This window comes from Polyangiaceae bacterium (genome assembly GCA_015075635.1).
Taxonomy (GTDB): domain Bacteria; phylum Myxococcota_A; class Polyangia; order Polyangiales; family Polyangiaceae; genus JADJKB01.
Genome location: JABTUA010000002.1, coordinates 1203913 through 1219968, shown reverse-complemented (window position 1 = coordinate 1219968; position 16056 = coordinate 1203913). Strand labels below are relative to the sequence as shown.

The following is a 16056-nucleotide window of genomic DNA, read 5'->3' as shown; positions in this document are numbered from 1 at the left end:
TGCCCGTGATGGCCATCGGGCTCTGGATCGCCGTTCACAAGATCCCTTGGATGGGGCCGCTGGTCGCCAACACGCTGCGCGCCGTGGTGGGCACCGACAACGTCGCGAAGCTCGAGGACTTCGCCTACGGCGTCGAGGACCGCTTCAACCGCTGGTACCGAAAGAACGAGAAGCCCAAGGCGTATTGGGATGTCCCCGCTGAGCAGCCGCAGGCGACGACCGTGGCCAGCTCGGAGGGCGCGCCTGCGAAGCCCGAGTGGCAGCTCGCGGAGGTCGGGCCCATCCACGAGAAGTGGTCGGCGCCGGGTGACGGCAAGTGGGTCAAGATAAAAGACCCGCGGCGCCCCGACGAAGGCGCTTACATGTACAAGACGTTGCTCCACCCCGACAAGAACCGGTCCTGGGCGGAGCTGTTCGTGGTCGCGGTGGACATGAAGCGCGCGCGCCTCCAGGCCATGCCCGGCTACCGCGAGCCGCAGAGCTTCGAGAAGGAAGCCAAGGCGCTGGTGCGCAAGGCGCGCGTTCCCGACGAGGACCACGAGGAGCTGCTCGCGGCGTTCAACGGCGGCTTCATGACCGAGCACGGCTGGTTCGGCATGAAGTACGACGGGGTCACGCTGGTGAAGCCGCGCGAGACGGCCTGCACGCTGGCGGAGCTCGACGACGGTACGCTGACCCTCGGCACTTGGAAGAAGATCTCCGCGTCCGAGGCCAAGATGAAGTGGTACCGGCAGATGCCCGGCTGCATGTACGAGGACGAGAAGATCCATCCGGGTCTCGCCGACCCGGAGACCCGGCTCTGGGGCGCCACCCTGGACGGGGAGACGGTGATCCGGCGCTCTGCCGTCGGCCTGAACGCCGCGCGCGACGTGCTCTACGTCGGCATCAGCAACCACACCACCGCCAAGGCCATCGCGGACGGCATGCGGCACGCCGGCGCGGTGACCGTCGGGCAGCTCGACGTGAACTGGAGCTACCCGAAGTTCGTGCTCTACGAGCCCAAGGAGCCGGGCGGGCCGCGCAAGGCCGTGGCCCTGGCCGCCGGCTTCGAGTTCGACGAAGACGAGTACATCCGCAAGCGCTCGCTGCGCGACTTCTTCTACCTGGTGCGCCGCGAGCGCGAGGTCACGGCGCAGAACTGAGCGCGTGTGAGATAGTGTGCGCGGAGTTCCGGGCTGGCGAAGGCCCGCGTCGCCGCGTACCGTTCCAAGGATGAAGGCGGCAGCTCCGGTCGTGTGTCTGGTCGCGTCGGTCTGGGCAGCCGTGGCGTGCGGGGGCTCCGACTCGACGAGCTTCTCGCCCGGCGGCACTGACGGCGGCGACGCATCGTCCAGCGGCGGTACCGGCACGGGCGGCGCCGGCTCGGGCGGAACCTCCGCCTCCGGCGGTTCGGGCGGCTCGGGCAACACCGCCAACACGGGCGGCTTGGCCGGCGGCGGCACCGGCGGCGACGCGGGGCCCACGGGTTGCCAGAGCGCCGCCGATTGCGCCGGCAACCCCGGCGGTCCGGTCTGCGAGACCGCGACCGGGAACTGCGTCGGCTGCCTGGGCGCGAGCGACTGCCCGTCGGGGCAGTGGTGCAACACCGCGACCAAGCAGTGCGGCGCGGGCTGCGACGAGGCGACCGACTGCAGCGGCGCGACCCCGCTCTGCGACTCCGCGACCAACACCTGCGTCGGCTGCCTGGCAGACACGGACTGCCCGTCGGGTCAGATCTGCTCCAGCAAGGCCTGCGCCACGGGCTGCAGCGCGACCCAGCCCTGTCCGAACAGCGGCGACACTTGCTGCACGGCGAGCTGCCACGATCTCCAAGCCGACGTGAACAACTGCGGCGCCTGCGGGACGGCGTGCGCCGCATACCCCAACGCCGCGACCAGCTGCGCGAGCGGCGCTTGCAGCATGGGCTCTTGCGCCGTGGGCTTCGCCGACTGCAACGAGAGCCCGAGCGACGGCTGCGAGTGGAACCTGACGATCAGCGCCTGCGCGTGCAAGCCGGGCTCCACGCAGAGCTGCTACACCGGCCCTGCCGGCACGGCCGGCGTCGGCGCCTGCAAGGCGGGGCAGCAGACCTGCGACGCCAGCGGCCTGCTCTGGGGCCCGTGTCTGGGCCAGGTCGTGCCGAGCGAAGAGGTGTGCGCCAACAACGTCGACGAGGACTGCAACGGCACCGCGGACGACGCCAAGGACACCGACGGCGACGGCTGGACGAAGTGCAACGGCGACTGCTGCGAGACCCCGGCGGAGTGCTCCAAGCCGAACAAGGTGAACCCGGGAGCGTTCGAGGTCGTCGGCAACCAGGTGGACGACGACTGCGATCCGAGCACCAGTGACACCGTCGCGACCGCCGACTGCGCCACCGCCGCCAAGTTCACGGGTGTGACGGCGCAGGACGTGGCTCGGGCCATCGACCTGTGTCAGTTCACGACCGCGAACCCGCCGCTTTCGCAGAAGAAGTGGGGAGTCATCACCTACCAGCACCTGTTGCCGAACGGCACCGTGCCGAACGCGACCGCGCTCGCGGAGATGCAGAGCTCCCAGACCGCGGTGCTCCAGAACTACGGCACCGGGGGCATCGTGCCGACCAAGGGACCGACCATGGCCGGAATTTCCTCCGGCCGCATGCGGGACCAGAACGACCCGGGCTACGTCAACCCGAACGGCGGCAGCACCTTCAGCACGGCGACGACCCCGCCCCCGGCCTACCTGGCGGCGCACGGGAACGCCTTGCCGGCGTCGGCGGGTTGCAGCGGGACATGTCCAGCGGGCAGCGGCGCGAACGACCCGGTCAACGTGCGGCTGACGATCCGGGTGCCGACCAACGCGCTGTCGTTCTCCTACAAGTTCCGCTTCTTCAGCTCGGAGTACTGGACCTATCAGTGCACGGTCTTCAACGACTTCTACCTGGCGCTGCTCACCAGCGGTGCGGCCGGGATCCCGGCCGACAAGAACATCTCCTTCGACTCGCTCAACAACCCGGTCAGCGTCAACAACGGCTTCTTCGACCTGTGCGCGCCCAAGGGCTGCAACACCTGCCCGTTCGGCATGGGGGAGCTGAACGGGACCGGCATGCAGCTCAGTAACACCGGCGGCGGCACCAAGTGGCTCACGACCACGGCACCGGTCGTGCCCGGCGAGACCATCACTATCGAGTTCATGGTCTTCGACGTGAGCGACCACATCCTGGACTCGCTCACCATCCTGGACAACTGGCAGTGGAGCCTGGACCCGTCGTCCGTCGGCACCACCGGCTGAGACTGCGCGCTTGCCCGAGCTGCCCGAGGTCGAGGTCACGCGCCGCGCCGTCGAGCCGCTCCTGGTCGGGCGCCGGCTCACCCACGTCGCGACCACCGCGAAGAGCTACTTCTTCCTGACACCGCCTGCGAAGCTCCGCGAGCGGCTCGTCGGGCGCACGGTGCAGAGGCTCGAGCGTCAAGGCAAGTACCTGCTCGCGGCCCTGGACGACGGCTCCCGGCTGCTCCTCCACCTGGGTATGACCGGGCAGCTGCTCTCGTCCCGCGCGCGCGGCTTCACGCCGGACGCGCACACGCACCTCGTGCTGAAGTTCGCCGACCGTGGGCCCGACCTCTCGTTCCGCGACGTGCGCAAGTTCGGCAAGGTGCGCTGGCTCGCGCCGGGCAAGAGCGATCCGCGCCTGGACAAGCTCGGCCTCGACGCCCTGGCAGTCAGCGCCGAGCACCTGTTCACCGAGTCGCGCAGGCGCCGGGCGGCGGTGAAGACGCTCCTGCTCGATCAGGGCGTGCTGGCCGGCGTGGGCAACATCTACGCGGACGAGGCGCTGTTCTTGGCGAAGGTCCGGCCCACGCGGCGCGCGCGTACGCTGCGGCGCGACGAGTGCGAAGCGCTGGCGGCGGCCGTGCTTCGGGTGCTCGAGGCCGGCATCGCGGCCGGAGGCTCCAGCATCGACGACTTCGTGCGGCCGGACGGGACTGGCGGCGGCTACCAGGACGCGCACCGCGTCTACGGGCGCGGCGGCGAGCCTTGCCCGCGTTGTGGCACATCCATCCGACGGGTGGTGATCGGGCAGCGCTCGTCGTGCTACTGCCCGAGCTGTCAGCGTTGAGGGACGCCCGGTGATTCAGCAGCCGTTTCCGCCACGCCCCGAGCGGCTCGTGGGCCGCGCGTCGGAGCTTCGGACCTTGCGGCGCTTGCTCGCGCGTCACCCCACGCGCGTGGCGCTGGTGGGCGCGGGGGGCTCCGGCAAGACCACCTTGGCGGCGGAGCTCGGCCACCGTGTGGCGCGGCGCTTCGCCGGCGGCGTGCACTGGCTGCGCCTCGGCGCCTGGGACGAGCGCGTGCTCGGCCAGATGCTCGCGCTGCGCCTGCGCCTCGGGGCTGGCGGCCTCGGCGGCGTGGCGCGCGCGCTCGCTCGCGGCCCCGACCGGCTGCTCGTGCTCGACAACCACGAGAACGACGCGGCGACGGCCGCGCTGCTGGACGCAGTCGGCGAGCGCGCGCCGGTCAGCGTCGTGGTGACGGCGCGACGCTGTCTGGTCGCCGGTGTGACCATCGTGCCCGTGGTGCCGCCGCTCGTGCTGGCGGAGCGACCGCCGTTTCCGCGCGTCGCTTCTCTGACGCGCGCGCTGCGCTCTAGCCCGCTGGCCCTGGAGATCGCCGACGCGCTGGTGGCCGAGCGCGTGATCGGTGTCGCCGCCCTCGGCGCCTGGCTCGAGCGGCACGGCATCCGAAAGATCCGGGCCCTGGCCCACGAGGACGACGTGCCGGAGGTGGGCCTCGTGGTGGAGCTCGCCTGGTCGAAGCTCGAAGCCCCCGCGCGTCGCATGCTGGCGGTGCTCGCCCACGCCGGCGGCGATCACGTGGACCAGACGAGCCTCGCCAAGTTGGCGCGCGCCGGAGCGAGCGCGCCCCGAGCCCTCGCTCGGCTGCGCGCGTTGCGCTTGGTGCAGGAGCCCATCGCCGGCCGCTTCGCCCTGCACGCGACCTTGCGCCACGCCCTGGCCGCCCGCACGCGCTTCGACCCCGAACGCCTGTTCGAGCACTACGTGGGTCTCCTCGAGCGCGATCCGAGCCGCCTGGTGCTGGAGGAGGCGCACCTCTTCGCCGCCATGGATCACGCCCACGACAGCGGTGACCTCGACAAGATCCTACGCGTGGACGAGCTGGTCACGCGGCTCGAAGCGTGAGATCTTTCCCCCACCGTGAAAGCTCCGTCCTTCCTGCTCGTGCTGTGCCTGACGTCTCCTGCCTTGGCGGACGTCGCGCCGGGTCCGGGTCCGGCGCCCGACGATTGCAGCGCGGCGCGCGTCGCGCGGCCCGGCGATCAGTGCCTGGACTGCGCTGCTTCCTACGAGCAACCGAACAAGTGCCAGGAGCTCGGCGGGCAGGGTTACCGGCAGGCGTGCCGCGCGCCCGGTGCGTCGGTGTGGAACGAGGTCTGGTGCCGCGGCGGCGGCCCGGCACCCGAGAAGCGCCGCGGCTGCGGCTCGTGCGAGATCGGCGCCGAGCGCTCCAGCTCGCTGCTGGCACTCGGGCTCGCGCTGGCGGGCGCGCTCGCGTTCGCGGCGCGTCGGCGCTGAGTCAGCTCACCGCGAGTCGAGCGGCGATCCCCGACCGGGCGGGACGTCCTCGAGGCAGACGAGCTCCCCGGCGCCATGCCGATTCGGGAAGTAGATCTCGCTGCCGCTTTCCAGCCGCCCGCGGTGCATGCCCAGGTGGTTCAGCGGCCGATACACCGAGACGATGCGCCCGCGCGTCGTCCGCCGGCCTTCGAGCGCGTCGGCCCGGACGGGATCGGCCGCCGAGTGGCGCGCCAGATCCGCGACCGAGAGCGTGCGGCGCATCGTGCTGCTCAGGTAGAGCTCGGCTCGATCCCCGTCGCGCTCCACGGCCGCGAGGCACACCTGGTCGGAGCCGGTGCGAATCAGCGAGAAGTACTGGTCCGAGCTCGGCCACAGCGTGACCTCGTGCCCGATCGAGAACACGACCGATCCCGACGCGGCTCCGATGGCGAACCACGCCAGCGCCACGACCAGGGGAAAGGCGCGCAGCGACGAGGCGGCGAGCTCGTCGCCCCGCGCCTTCTTCTGTGACACCGCCAGCGTGCGCTGCTCGGCCGTCCGGGCGGAAGCGGTCAGCTTGCCCAGCACGCTGCCGCTCGCGAGGTTGTCGGCGGAGCAGAAGCTGCAACGCAAGATGGGCGCGACGATGGCCGGCAGCGGCCCTCCGCACACGCGACAACCGAGCCCCGCCTCGCCGGGCAGGCGGATGGCCGTCCAGTGCCCGACCACGCGGCGCACCGTGGCCGGGACGACGACCGCCGCCGTCAGACCCAGGAAGAGCGTCACCGCCGAGCCCGCAGTCCCGAACGCGAAGTACCCGTGCCACGAGTCGCTGCTCTCGCGCACGGCGAAACCGAACAGCGCCACCACGGCGCTCACGAAGAACAGCAAGCCGACGACGAGCCCGAGGCGCAGCTTCCACGCGCGCTCGTGCTGGGCGAGCGACGCCACCGTCGCCGCCATCTGGCGCTCAGCGGCTGTCTGGCGAGAGAGCGCGGCGCCACCCTCCGCGAGCAGGCGCGAGATCTCCGGCGCGAGCGGGGAGCGCACCCGACAAAACGGGCAGGTGCTGTGAGTCGGATCGGCGAGGCAGAGCGGCGCGGCGCCGCCGCACCCGGGGCAGGTGACGCTGGCCGGTGGGCGTGTCGGTCCCGACGCGCCGGGGACGACGTCCTCCGCATCGCGCTTCTCGGACCAGCCGGAGAACAACGCGAAGCCGCTTGGCACCGCCGCGACCAAGCCGAGCACCAGCAGCCCGGCACCGAAGGGCAGCGCTTCGGTAGTCGCAGGCATCAAGCCCAGGACGAACAGCACCAGCCCTGCGCCCCCCGCCAGAAAGGCGAACAGGCAGCCGCTGCATCCGCAACCGCGCGCGCGCCGTCCCTCGTCGTCGCTCACCGCGGCAGGCTACGCCGGAAGCGGTCCGTCCCGGAAGGCCGACGCCACGCTCCCAACCCGAGCAGACCGAGCAGCGCCCAGAGTCCCGCCGCGTGCCCCGGCCTCGTGGACGTTGCGGAGCAACCGCTGGCGTCGTCGCGCGCGGTCGTCGAGCCGGGCTTCGCGGTCGGCGCGCCGGCGCTCGGTCCACCGCCTGAGCCGCTCGCCCCAGCCCCGCCGCGCGGGGGCGGGCCGAGCTCGGGCAGCGTCTCGTCGAGCAAGAAGCTCTCGCCCGCGGTCGTCGTCACCATCACGGGCCGGGCTGGCCAGGCATTGCCCTTGGCCAGCCCCGCGAGCTCCGACGCCGGTCGCTTCTCGATGCTGCCCCAGTCGAAGCTCCAGGCGTCCATCACGCCCGGATCGCTCACGTGCCGCAAGGAGGTGCCGTCGAGCAGGTACACCTCCGGCGCGCCGTCGTCGCCCTGCACCAGCACCGGGGAGGCCGGCAGCGCGGTGCCGAGCGCGAGGCCGGTGATCGCGGCGTCGCTCGCCGGCAGCCGATGCCAGATCGGATCGAGCTTCCACGCCGCCTCCCCGCCCTCGCCGAGCGCGCGGCGGAGTCCCGTGGGCTCCGGCGCCGTGGCCTGAAGCGTCTTCGGGCTGCCGGAGAGCTCCACGTTGGTGACGCCCGCCTCGTCCATGCCGTAGACGTGCACCGGGTGCGGCTGTCCGTCGAGCAGCGACAGAGGCGGCGCCACGTCGAAGCCGTGCGCGCACGAGCCGATGGCCGTGCACAGGTCGTCGCGGTGCTTGGCGCTCTTCAGTTTCTTGCTCGGCGCGCCCGAGAACACCGGCCCGCCGAAGCTCACGAAGACGTCGATGGGATCGTTCGGCACGTCCACGTCGTGGGCCCAGCCCTTGGCGCCGCTGGCGTCCGCGCTGTCGAGCCAACCCTCCGGGGCGCGGTTGCAGTGCCAGGGCTCGCCGGCGCCCTTCGCGTAGATCCCGAGGTGGTTGTTCACCGGTCGCGTGCTCGAGATCACCGAGCCCATGCCCTTCACGTAGAGCTGCGACGAGCCGCCGCCGTCCATGTTGGTCGCCCAGTGAATCGGCGGCGTGCCCGCGGCGGCGTTGTGCGAGACCATGTTCCAGACGATGCCGTCCCCGTTCAGCGCCACGTTGCTCACGAAGAAGTAGAGGTAGCGCCGATCCGCGGAGAGCCCGACGGCGGTGCGCCGGTGCGAGCCCTGGAGCACGGCGTCGCCGTCGTAGAGCGGCCCCAGACCCTTGCCCTCGTCGATCAGGATGTTGTGACCGCCGACGATCTCGGTGATCAGGTAGCCGGGCTCCGTCGCGGCGTTCGGCACCAGGCCCGCCTGATTCACGCCGAACTGCCAGTACGTCCGGATCTCCTTGAGCTGAGCGCCGGCCGGCCAGTCTTCGCCCGCGCCGCGCGCGCGACCCACCACGAACGACCAGCCGGGGAAGTCGAAGAAGTCGGCGTTGATCGCCACCTCCGCGTCCACCGCCTGGGCCCAGGACGGTGCGGTTCGGTTTCGCTCGTCCCACTTGGTCGCGCGCACCGAGACTCCGGCGGTACACAGGTCCGCCACCACCATCGCCATGCCGCCGCCGTGCACCACGCGGATCCCGGGGTGCGGATCGACCACGTCCGCCCGGGCCTCGAGCGAGGACAGGCAGGTAGCGGCGAGCAAGAGCCAGGTCAGCGCGCGCATTCCCCTCCGCCATTCCAAGTTCCGTGCCGGGCGCAAAGCCTGCGAATCCAGCGCCACGCTGCCGTCGGGCGTGACGCTGCCGCCGGAGCTTCTCGATGGATTCCCGCGACTTCGGCCGGAGCGGCTGTTCGATTACGCTGTTCTGGGCGCGGGGTGGCTCCGGGTCAGCGCAACGGCGCCTTGGCGCCGGAGGTTGGCGCCCCTCGAGCCGAACGCTGCGCCCGGCGCCACGCTCCCGGAGCCTGCCCCACGACGCGCTTGAAGGCACGGGCGAAGGCGGCCTCCGACTCGTAGCCGACCTCCTGGGCGATGGCCGCGACGTTCGCGTCGCCCTGGCGCAGCAGGTTGGCGCCGCACTGGATGCGCCACTGGGTCAGGTACTGCATCGGCGGGAGCCCGACCAACGCGGCGAAGCGCTCGTGCAACGCCGAGCGCGACAGGCCGACGAGGCGGCTGAGCTCGTCGATGGTCCACGGCTCGGCGGGCCGCTCGTGCATGAGCTGGATGGCCTTGCCCACGTGCCGGTCGCGGAGCGCTGCGAGCCAGCCTGAGCCGCCTTCGTCGATCGACTCGAGGTGGCGCCGGGCGGCGTCGACGAACACCATTTCGCTGACGCGTCCGAGCATTGCCGAGCTGCCGGCTCGGCTCTGCCGAGACTCGGCCACGGCCTGGTGGAGCACGGGCGCCACCCAGGCCCCGACGCCGCCGGCCTGGAAGTGCAGGAGCCGCGGCAGCGCGCCGATCAGCGGGTTGAACGGCCGCAAGTCGCAGCCGACGAAGCCGCACACGACGACCGCGCTCGCCGCGTCCGGCGGCTCGAGCTCGCCCGGCCGCAACACTCCGTCGTAATACGCCACGGCGATCGGCTTCGGGGCGTCGCGCGTCGAGACCCGCCAGTCGCCCTCGTCGCGCGAGGCGCGCATGCCCGGCGCGCTCGACATCACGTGGCTGTCGCCGCGCGGGAACATCACGATGTCGCCTTCGCCCAGCCGCACTGGCTGCTCACCGATGGTCGCGGCCCAACACCCCCCCTTGAGCATCAGGTGGTAAGCGAGCACATGCTCCGAGCCGGGCATCAGCGAATCGGCGAGCTCCCCCGAAGCGGGTGTCTCGGCGACCCACTCGTCCCGGAAGCTGACGTAATAGAAGATGGCGCCGTGCAAGCGCACGCTGCTCAGCACGTCGGACAGAGGATCGGAGCTCACGGGGCGGCCTGAGTGGAGTCTCGATCAAGTTTGGCGGACGGACGGTCAAGCCCCTCCCGAAGACCGGATGCGGGAGCAAATTTGCTGGACACGCGGGGAAGCGTCAATCCCGCCTGCTGCCGAACATTGGCGTGGTCGGCGCGCGCTTGCGTCGGCCGCCTTTCCGGCCCCGGGCGTGCCCCACGGGCGCCAGCCATTGCAGCAGGAGAACCCAATGACCCTCGCCATCGACACCCGCTCCCTCGAACCGGACTTCGCCGCCATCAAGCAGCGCCAGCAGGCCACCTGGGCAAGCGGTGATTTCGCCGTGATCGGCACCACCCTTCAGATCGTCGGCGAGTCGCTGGCCGAAGCCGCCGACGTCCGCGCGGGCGAGCGGGTGCTCGACGTGGCCGCCGGCAACGGCAACGCCACGCTCGCGGCTGCGCGCCGCTTCGCCGACGTGACCTCCACGGACTACGTCCGCACGCTGCTCGACAAAGGCAGCGAGCGCGCGCGGGCCGAAGGCCTGAACGTGCGCTTCCAGGTCGCCGACGCCGAGGAGCTGCCCTTCGACGACCAGAGCTTCGACGTCGTGCTCTCCACCTTCGGCGCCATGTTCACGCCGGACCACGGCCGCCCCGCGCGCGAGATGCTGCGCGTGCTGCGCTCGGGCGGTCGCATCGGCCTGGCCAACTGGACGCCCGAAGGCTTCATCGGCCGGCTGTTCCGCGTGATCGGCGCGCACGTGCCGCCGCCGGCGGGACTGAAGTCGCCGGCGCTCTGGGGCACCGAGCCCCACATCGTCGAGCTGTTCGGCTCACAGGCCGCGGACATCCGCTGCGAGCGGCGCATCTTCAACTTCCGCTACCGCTCCGCCGCGCACTGGGTGCAGGTCTTCCGCGACTACTACGGGCCGACGCTCAAGGCCTTCGCGTCCCTGGACGCGAAGGGCCAGCTCGCGCTGGAGCGGGACATCACCGGGCTGCTCGAGGGGATGAACACCGCAGGCACGGCCTCGCTGATCGTGCCGGGGGAGTACCTGGAGGTCGTGGTCACCAAACGCTGAGGTCGTACCGGGGGGGGGGGCGCACACCGGGAGTGATCCTGCCTCCCCTCCAAGGCCGGTCGCGCTCAGTTGTCCTTGGGGATCGCCCCCGCGCACGCCGCCGACGCCTCCGAGTTACAGAACTCCACGTACGTCCAGCCATCCGGGGAGCACGTGTCCGGGAACCTCCAGCACGTCCCGGTGGGATCCACCGAGCAAGACATGGCGGCGCTGCCGACGCAGAACGACCCGCAGGCCACGAACTGTGACGGTCCAGTCGGGACCTTCCAGCCGAAGTACGCCGCGCACTTGTACTGCTTCATCAGCGCCACGCACTCGGCCTCGCCCAGGCCCACGCAGGTCACGGCGGAGTCCGCGCTCGCGTCGATGCCCGCTCCGCCGGAACCCCCGGAGCCCGCGTCGCCGGCTTCCACCGCGCCCCCGGCGCCGCTGGTGCCGCCCGAAGCGACCTCGCTGCTGGAGTCTTCGGCGGCGGCATCGGTGCTGCCCTCGTCTTCGACGACGGCACCCGAGCATGCCGCTCCGAGCGCGAGCGCCACGACTCCGCCCAGCGCTACTCCGCGCACCCCAACCCGAGCGGCCCCGCGGGGAGCAAGTACTTCGTGCTCGGGCACGACTTCACGCAGACCGGCAGTGTTCCTGCCTCCCCTCGCGTCGCTCCGCTCCGCGGTCCCCTCCTTAGCCGGTGAGCGCGAGCGGAAGCGTCGTCCCGAGACTTCCGGCGTCTTGCCGATGCTCGCGCTCACGCGGCTGGAGGGGACGCGTCGTTCCGAACTGGCAGCGCCGTCGCTTCGATGAGCGACGTGAGGTTCCTCGCCGTTGGTTCCCGCCAGCCTACGTGTCACTTCATCCCTACGCATTGGTACGTTCCGAACGAAAACGTGTTGTTTTGAAAGGGCGCGTCGATGCAAGCCGCGCCCGAGCACAACTTGGGCGGCGTTCCGCAATCGATTCGGTACTGCTGCCCGGTCTCTCCCTCGCCGTCGCAGCCGGTGTCGTCCCGAGCGACGATATCGATGGCAAACGGTGGAGAAGTCGTCGCGGAAGTGCATGAGAAGGAGGCGTTGGAGCAGATCGCACAAGCGCCCGAAGCGGCTGACGTGCCGTCGTTGCAGGAGCTGCAACCGAGTGCGAGCGCCATGAGTGGGACAGACAAGGGGATGCCCATGAGACTCCTCGACCGAGGGTATCAGAGGTCGGTTCCCCCCCCAGGCTTGGTCGCGAGCTCTCCGCCCGCTCATCGGCGACAGTTCACGCGGTTCCGGAGGGCGCAGTCGAGCGACGCAGCGGCCGCTCACTTCAAGATCGAGTGACCGCAGTCTACGCCGTTTTGAACGGACGTGCTCGCGGCGCGCAAGTCGCCAGACTCACTCCGCGCAGCCGAGCCCCAAAGGCCCCGCCGTGAGCAAGTACTTCGGGCTCGGGCAGGACTTCACGCACACCGGGAGTATTCCTGCATCCTCTCGCGTCGCTGCGCTCCGCGGTCCCCTCCTTAGCCGGTGAGCGCGAGCAGGGGCGCCTTGCCAAGACCGTGGGCGTCGTGCCGATGCTCGCGCTCACGCGGCTGGAGGGGACGCGTCGCTCTGGGCTCCGTCTCGCCGAGGCGCCACATGGGTATCCCGGCGCGAAGAGTTGACGTCGTTGAGTGCGCGGGCGACATTGAAACGCGTATTGCGACGGAGAAGGACGACAGCCGTCGCGTTCGGCATCGCTCTGGCGGCGACGGGCGCGCGCGGCGACCCCCTGACCTACGACGTGGAGTACCACGTCGACCCCAGCTGCCCTGATCTGAGCGGGCTGGTGGCGCGCATCTCGGAGCGACTGGGGAACGCGAACCACGCTCCTGGGCATGCCGAGGTCCGGTTCGTCGTCCGCATCGCAGGGCGCGGGCCCGAGTGGCACGGGCAACTCGAGCTGCCGAGCGATGGCCGAGTCCGCGAGGTACGGGGAGCAAGCTGCGCGTCGGTCGCCGACGCCTTGGCGCTGATCATCGCAGTGACGCTGGAGCCGGCGGCGGTCCTCGACCTACCGGACGCGAACGTCTCCGAGCCTCGGAAAACGTCGTCACGAACCGACCGTAGCGATGAAGTCGATACTCCCGATGCCGCAGCAACCGCCGAGGCGTCGCCGGTGGGACTCCTCGGAACGGCAGGCGTCCTCGCGAGCGGGATCGCGCCGTCGCCACTCTATGGGCTGCGGGTGTTTGGAGAGCTTGCGCCGAAAGGTCGCATGGGCTCCGCCTTTCGCATCGGGTTCTCCCGTCAGAGCAGCGGCGTGGCCGAGGTCGGATCCGGTGCGGCTCGTTTTTCGCTGACGACGGCGTCGGTCGAGGCTTGTCCGGGTGTGGCCGACGCCGCGGGGTTGCTGCTGAGCGGTTGTGGGGTGGTCGAGGGAGGCGCTCTCCGTGCAGAGGGCGTGCCGCGCGGGGGGGTGACGGAAGCCAATTCGGTCACGAGGCCGTGGTTCGAGCTCGGTATCTCCACGCGGGTCTCCTGGATCATCGCCGACATCCTGCGCGTCGAACTGTCTGGCGCCGTGACTCATCCGGTCACGAGGCGTGCGTATGTGTTCGACAACCCGCGCGAAGTGGTCCAGGAGCCTGCTTTGCTGGTGGGAAGGGCGGGGCTCGGACTCGCCGGTGAGCTCCGGTGATCAAATCTCCGCCTTCCGGGAATGTGTCGCCGTGAGCACCCTCGCGGCCGATCCGGACGAGTGTCCTGCCGCGGTCGACGAGCTTCGGAGCGCAACCGCGGGGGCCGCGCGCGTGCGCGAGGTCGTCGAGCAACACTACGACTTCGTCTGGCGCTCGCTTCGGCGCTTGGGCGTTCCGGAAGCCGACGCAGAGGACGCAGCTCAGGAAGTCTTTTCGTCGATCTCGCGACGCTTGGACGAAGTCGACGACGGCCGCCTGCGCGGCTTTCTGTACCGTACCGCCATGAACCACGCGGCGCACGCGCACCGGACTCGTCTGCGCCGACGCGAAGTGGCGCACGACGAGCTGGAGGACGAGCCCTCCGCAGATCCTGGGCCAGAGGCACAGCTGGAGAGCGCTCGGGCGAAGCGGCTCTTCTACCGGGTTCTCGGTAGGCTTCCGTTCGATTTGCGGGCCGTGTTCGTGCTCTACGAGCTCGAGCGCTTCACGATGCAGGAGATCTCGGGGCTCTTGGAGCTGGCGCCCGGCACGGTGGCATCGCGCCTGCGCCGTGCCCGGGCCGCGTTCCTCGCGGAGACGCGGCGCGCCACTGCCGAGCTCGACGGAGGTGAGCGATGAAGGAACTCCCGCGATTGCTCGACGCCGCAGCACATGGCTCAGCTCGGGCGCTGCTCCGAGCAGGCCTGGCAGACGCACCGTCCGAAGGCGCTAGAGCCCGCACCGTCGCAGCGCTCGGGCTCGGGGTGGCCACGACGGCCGTCACGGGCACGAGCGCGGCTGCCACGGGCAAAGCCTCGGCGGGTGGCGTCCTGGCGCTGCTGGCCAAAGCTGGCACTGGGGGGGCGGTCGTCGGAGCAGTGGTGCTCGTCGCGTCGTCGTCACCGCCACCGGGGCCGCCGGCGGGCGTCGAGCGGGCGGTGCCCGTGCCCGCTCTGCAGCCCACGCCTCAGTCCGTCTCGACTCCGAGCTTGGCCACGCCGTCGGCGTCCGCGAGCTCGTTCAGTCGGGGGCCGTTTCCCGAGGCAACCGTGCGTGCGAGCCCCAACGTGGCTCCACCGAGGCCGGCGCCCAGCGTGCAGAGGTCCCGGGGCAACGAGCTCGAAGCCGAGGTTGCGCTCGTCGATTCAGCCAGGCGAGCACTGCTTCGGGGTGCTCCCGGAGAGGCGCTGGGTCTCCTGAACCAACATCAACGCGAGCATCCGAGAGGTGTGATGCACCCTGAAGCGTTCTTGCTTCGGTTGGACGCGATGGTGAGAGCCGGCCGTCCGGCAGCCGCCCGGGCGGCTGCTCGCAGGTACTTGGAGCAGAATCCGAGCGGCGTTCATGCGGAGCGGGTCCGCAAGATTGCCGGCGAGTGATCAATCGCCGAGGCAACGGGAACTCTGACGGTGCGAGGCACGATGCGAGGATCGACACTACTCCCAGCCCTACTTCTCTGGACGGCGTGCAGCAGCGAGGACTCACTCGGCACCAAGGGCGGTGCGAGCTCGGGATCGGTGACTCCGCCGGGCCCTGCCTCGCTCGACAGCGCGCCGGCGTGTGTGCGGCCGGACCCCAAGGAGCCCAGCGCCAAGGCTTGGATCGTCAACGATCCGAGCTGGGTCGGTACCTGGGTCGGCTACCTCGAGAGCTACACGGCCGGCGACGATCAGATCCAGGTCGTGATCTCGGAGGAACCGACCGAAGCGGTGCTGGTCTTCGGCGACCGACCCCCTCCGCCCCCGCCCACCTCGGGCAAGAGTGGGTACCCGTCCGACTTCCCAATCACCAGCTACGCGCTGCCCCTGGCTCCCTACGGGGGATTCCGGTACTCACTTCGAGCCGTCGAGTTGGACGCTGACCGCGTCCGCTTCTCGCTGGCGAGCAACGAGCTCTGGCGAGCGTGGTGCCCGCTCCAGGAGTCCTTCGCCGGAGGGGGGGTAAGTGGTTGTGGCTGCCTGCCGAACTGGGTCATCCACGCGGGGCCCGGCAGTTGCGCTGTCGAGGAGCCGACCACCAAGCAACTCGTACCCGTCTTCTGCGCTCAGGTGGGCCTGTGCATGTGGCAAGTCTGCGAGTGCAGCGTGTCCGGATGCAGGGCCGACGAGATCGAAGACGTGCGCTTCGATCTGAGCGCCCAGGGAGACGAGCTTCAGGGCGGAATGGTATCGGGATGGTGGGGCGACTACACGGTGCGCCTGAAGCGAGCGCCGCCTTCATTCTGACGGTTGCGTTCCGCGCTCAGCTCACAGAGCGACCCAGGACTACTCCGCGCAGCCGAGCCCGAGCGGCCCCGCGGGGAGCAAGTACTTCGTGCTCGGGCACGACTTCACGCAGACCGGCAGTGTTCCTGCCTCCCCTCGCGTCGCTCCGCTCCGCGGTCCCCTCCTTAGCCGGTGAGCGCGAGCGGAAGCGTCGTCCCGAGACTTCCGGCGTCGTGCCGATGCTCGCGCTCACGCGGCTGGAGGGGACGCGTCGTTCCGAACTGGCAGCGCGGTGCCTTGGTGACGGCGACGTGAGG

General features: G+C 70.7%; 14 protein-coding genes. 9 read left to right on the top strand and 5 right to left on the bottom strand.

Translation table 11 applies throughout. From position 1 onward, the window contains the following. Window positions 1-8: 8 nt before the first annotated feature. The 5 genes from HS104_21835 (at window position 9) to HS104_21815 (ending at window position 5555) form a co-directional block, all read left to right on the top strand. Window positions 9-1142 carry a hypothetical protein gene (locus HS104_21835; protein ID MBE7482608.1) on the top strand — a complete coding sequence of 378 codons (1134 nt, stop codon included), beginning with the start codon at window positions 9-11 and terminating at the stop codon, window positions 1140-1142. A gap of 70 nt (window positions 1143-1212) precedes the next feature. Beyond that, window positions 1213-3252, top strand: a complete 2040-nt coding sequence (locus HS104_21830) for a hypothetical protein (GenBank protein ID MBE7482607.1) — start codon at window positions 1213-1215, stop codon at window positions 3250-3252. Between the two features lie 10 nt (window positions 3253-3262). Further along, entirely contained in the window at window positions 3263-4081 is an 819-nt protein-coding gene (gene mutM / locus HS104_21825; protein ID MBE7482606.1) for a bifunctional DNA-formamidopyrimidine glycosylase/DNA-(apurinic or apyrimidinic site) lyase, read from the top strand. A gap of 10 nt (window positions 4082-4091) precedes the next feature. Then, on the top strand, window positions 4092-5162 hold the full coding sequence (locus HS104_21820; protein MBE7482605.1) for a hypothetical protein: 1071 nt from the start codon (window positions 4092-4094) through the stop codon (window positions 5160-5162). A gap of 15 nt (window positions 5163-5177) precedes the next feature. Next, the gene (locus tag HS104_21815) at window positions 5178-5555 is read left to right on the top strand and encodes a hypothetical protein (protein ID MBE7482604.1); all 378 of its coding nucleotides are present in this window, start codon (window positions 5178-5180) and stop codon (window positions 5553-5555) included. A 6-nt stretch (window positions 5556-5561) separates the two neighbouring features. Here HS104_21815 and HS104_21810 read toward each other — a convergent pair whose 3' ends face one another. The 3 genes from HS104_21810 to HS104_21800 all read right to left on the bottom strand — a co-directional run bounded on the left by HS104_21810 (window position 5562) and on the right by HS104_21800 (window position 9855). After that, entirely contained in the window at window positions 5562-6935 is a 1374-nt protein-coding gene (locus HS104_21810; protein MBE7482603.1) for a hypothetical protein, read from the bottom strand. Next, window positions 6932-8650: a phosphodiester glycosidase family protein gene (locus HS104_21805; protein MBE7482602.1), complete on the bottom strand. Its 1719-nt coding sequence runs from the start codon at window positions 8648-8650 to the stop codon at window positions 6932-6934. Before HS104_21805 ends, HS104_21810 begins: the two co-directional genes overlap by 4 nt. Before the next feature lie 164 nt (window positions 8651-8814). Next, a complete protein-coding gene (locus tag HS104_21800; protein MBE7482601.1) occupies window positions 8815-9855 on the bottom strand; it encodes an AraC family transcriptional regulator in 1041 nt (346 codons plus the stop codon). 214 nt (window positions 9856-10069) lie between these two features. Between HS104_21800 and HS104_21795 the strand changes: the two genes are divergently transcribed. Continuing rightward, window positions 10070-10903, top strand: a complete 834-nt coding sequence (locus HS104_21795; GenBank protein MBE7482600.1) for a class I SAM-dependent methyltransferase — start codon at window positions 10070-10072, stop codon at window positions 10901-10903. A 65-nt stretch (window positions 10904-10968) separates the two neighbouring features. Here HS104_21795 and HS104_21790 read toward each other — a convergent pair whose 3' ends face one another. Beyond that, window positions 10969-11442, bottom strand: coding sequence for a hypothetical protein (locus tag HS104_21790; protein ID MBE7482599.1), 474 nt, complete (start codon window positions 11440-11442; stop codon window positions 10969-10971). Window positions 11443-12562: 1120 nt separating this feature from the next. On the opposite strand from HS104_21790, the gene HS104_21785 reads away from it, so the two are divergent. Together HS104_21785 and HS104_21780 are read left to right on the top strand one after the other, a co-directional pair. Then, window positions 12563-13555, top strand: a complete 993-nt coding sequence (locus HS104_21785) for a hypothetical protein (protein ID MBE7482598.1) — start codon at window positions 12563-12565, stop codon at window positions 13553-13555. A gap of 31 nt (window positions 13556-13586) precedes the next feature. Then, entirely contained in the window at window positions 13587-14174 is a 588-nt protein-coding gene (locus HS104_21780; GenBank protein ID MBE7482597.1) for a sigma-70 family RNA polymerase sigma factor, read from the top strand. Window positions 14175-14502: 328 nt separating this feature from the next. Here the strand turns inward: HS104_21780 and HS104_21775 are convergent, their stop codons facing one another. Next, entirely contained in the window at window positions 14503-14649 is a 147-nt protein-coding gene (locus HS104_21775) for a hypothetical protein (GenBank protein ID MBE7482596.1), read from the bottom strand. A gap of 403 nt (window positions 14650-15052) precedes the next feature. On the opposite strand from HS104_21775, the gene HS104_21770 reads away from it, so the two are divergent. Next, complete coding sequence (locus HS104_21770) at window positions 15053-15760, top strand: hypothetical protein (protein MBE7482595.1); 708 nt, start codon at window positions 15053-15055, stop codon at window positions 15758-15760. Window positions 15761-16056 lie beyond the last annotated feature (296 nt).

Bases quoted from the DNA above. Each gene is read 5' to 3' on its own strand.
- HS104_21835 (MBE7482608.1), top strand. From the start codon at position 9: ATGGCCATCGGGCTCTGGATCGCCGTTCACAAGATCCCTTGGATGGGG.
- HS104_21830 (MBE7482607.1), top strand. From the start codon at position 1,213: ATGAAGGCGGCAGCTCCGGTCGTGTGTCTGGTCGCGTCGGTCTGGGCA.
- HS104_21795 (MBE7482600.1), top strand. From the start codon at position 10,070: ATGACCCTCGCCATCGACACCCGCTCCCTCGAACCGGACTTCGCCGCC.
- HS104_21805 (MBE7482602.1), bottom strand. From the start codon at position 8,650: ATGCGCGCGCTGACCTGGCTCTTGCTCGCCGCTACCTGCCTGTCCTCG.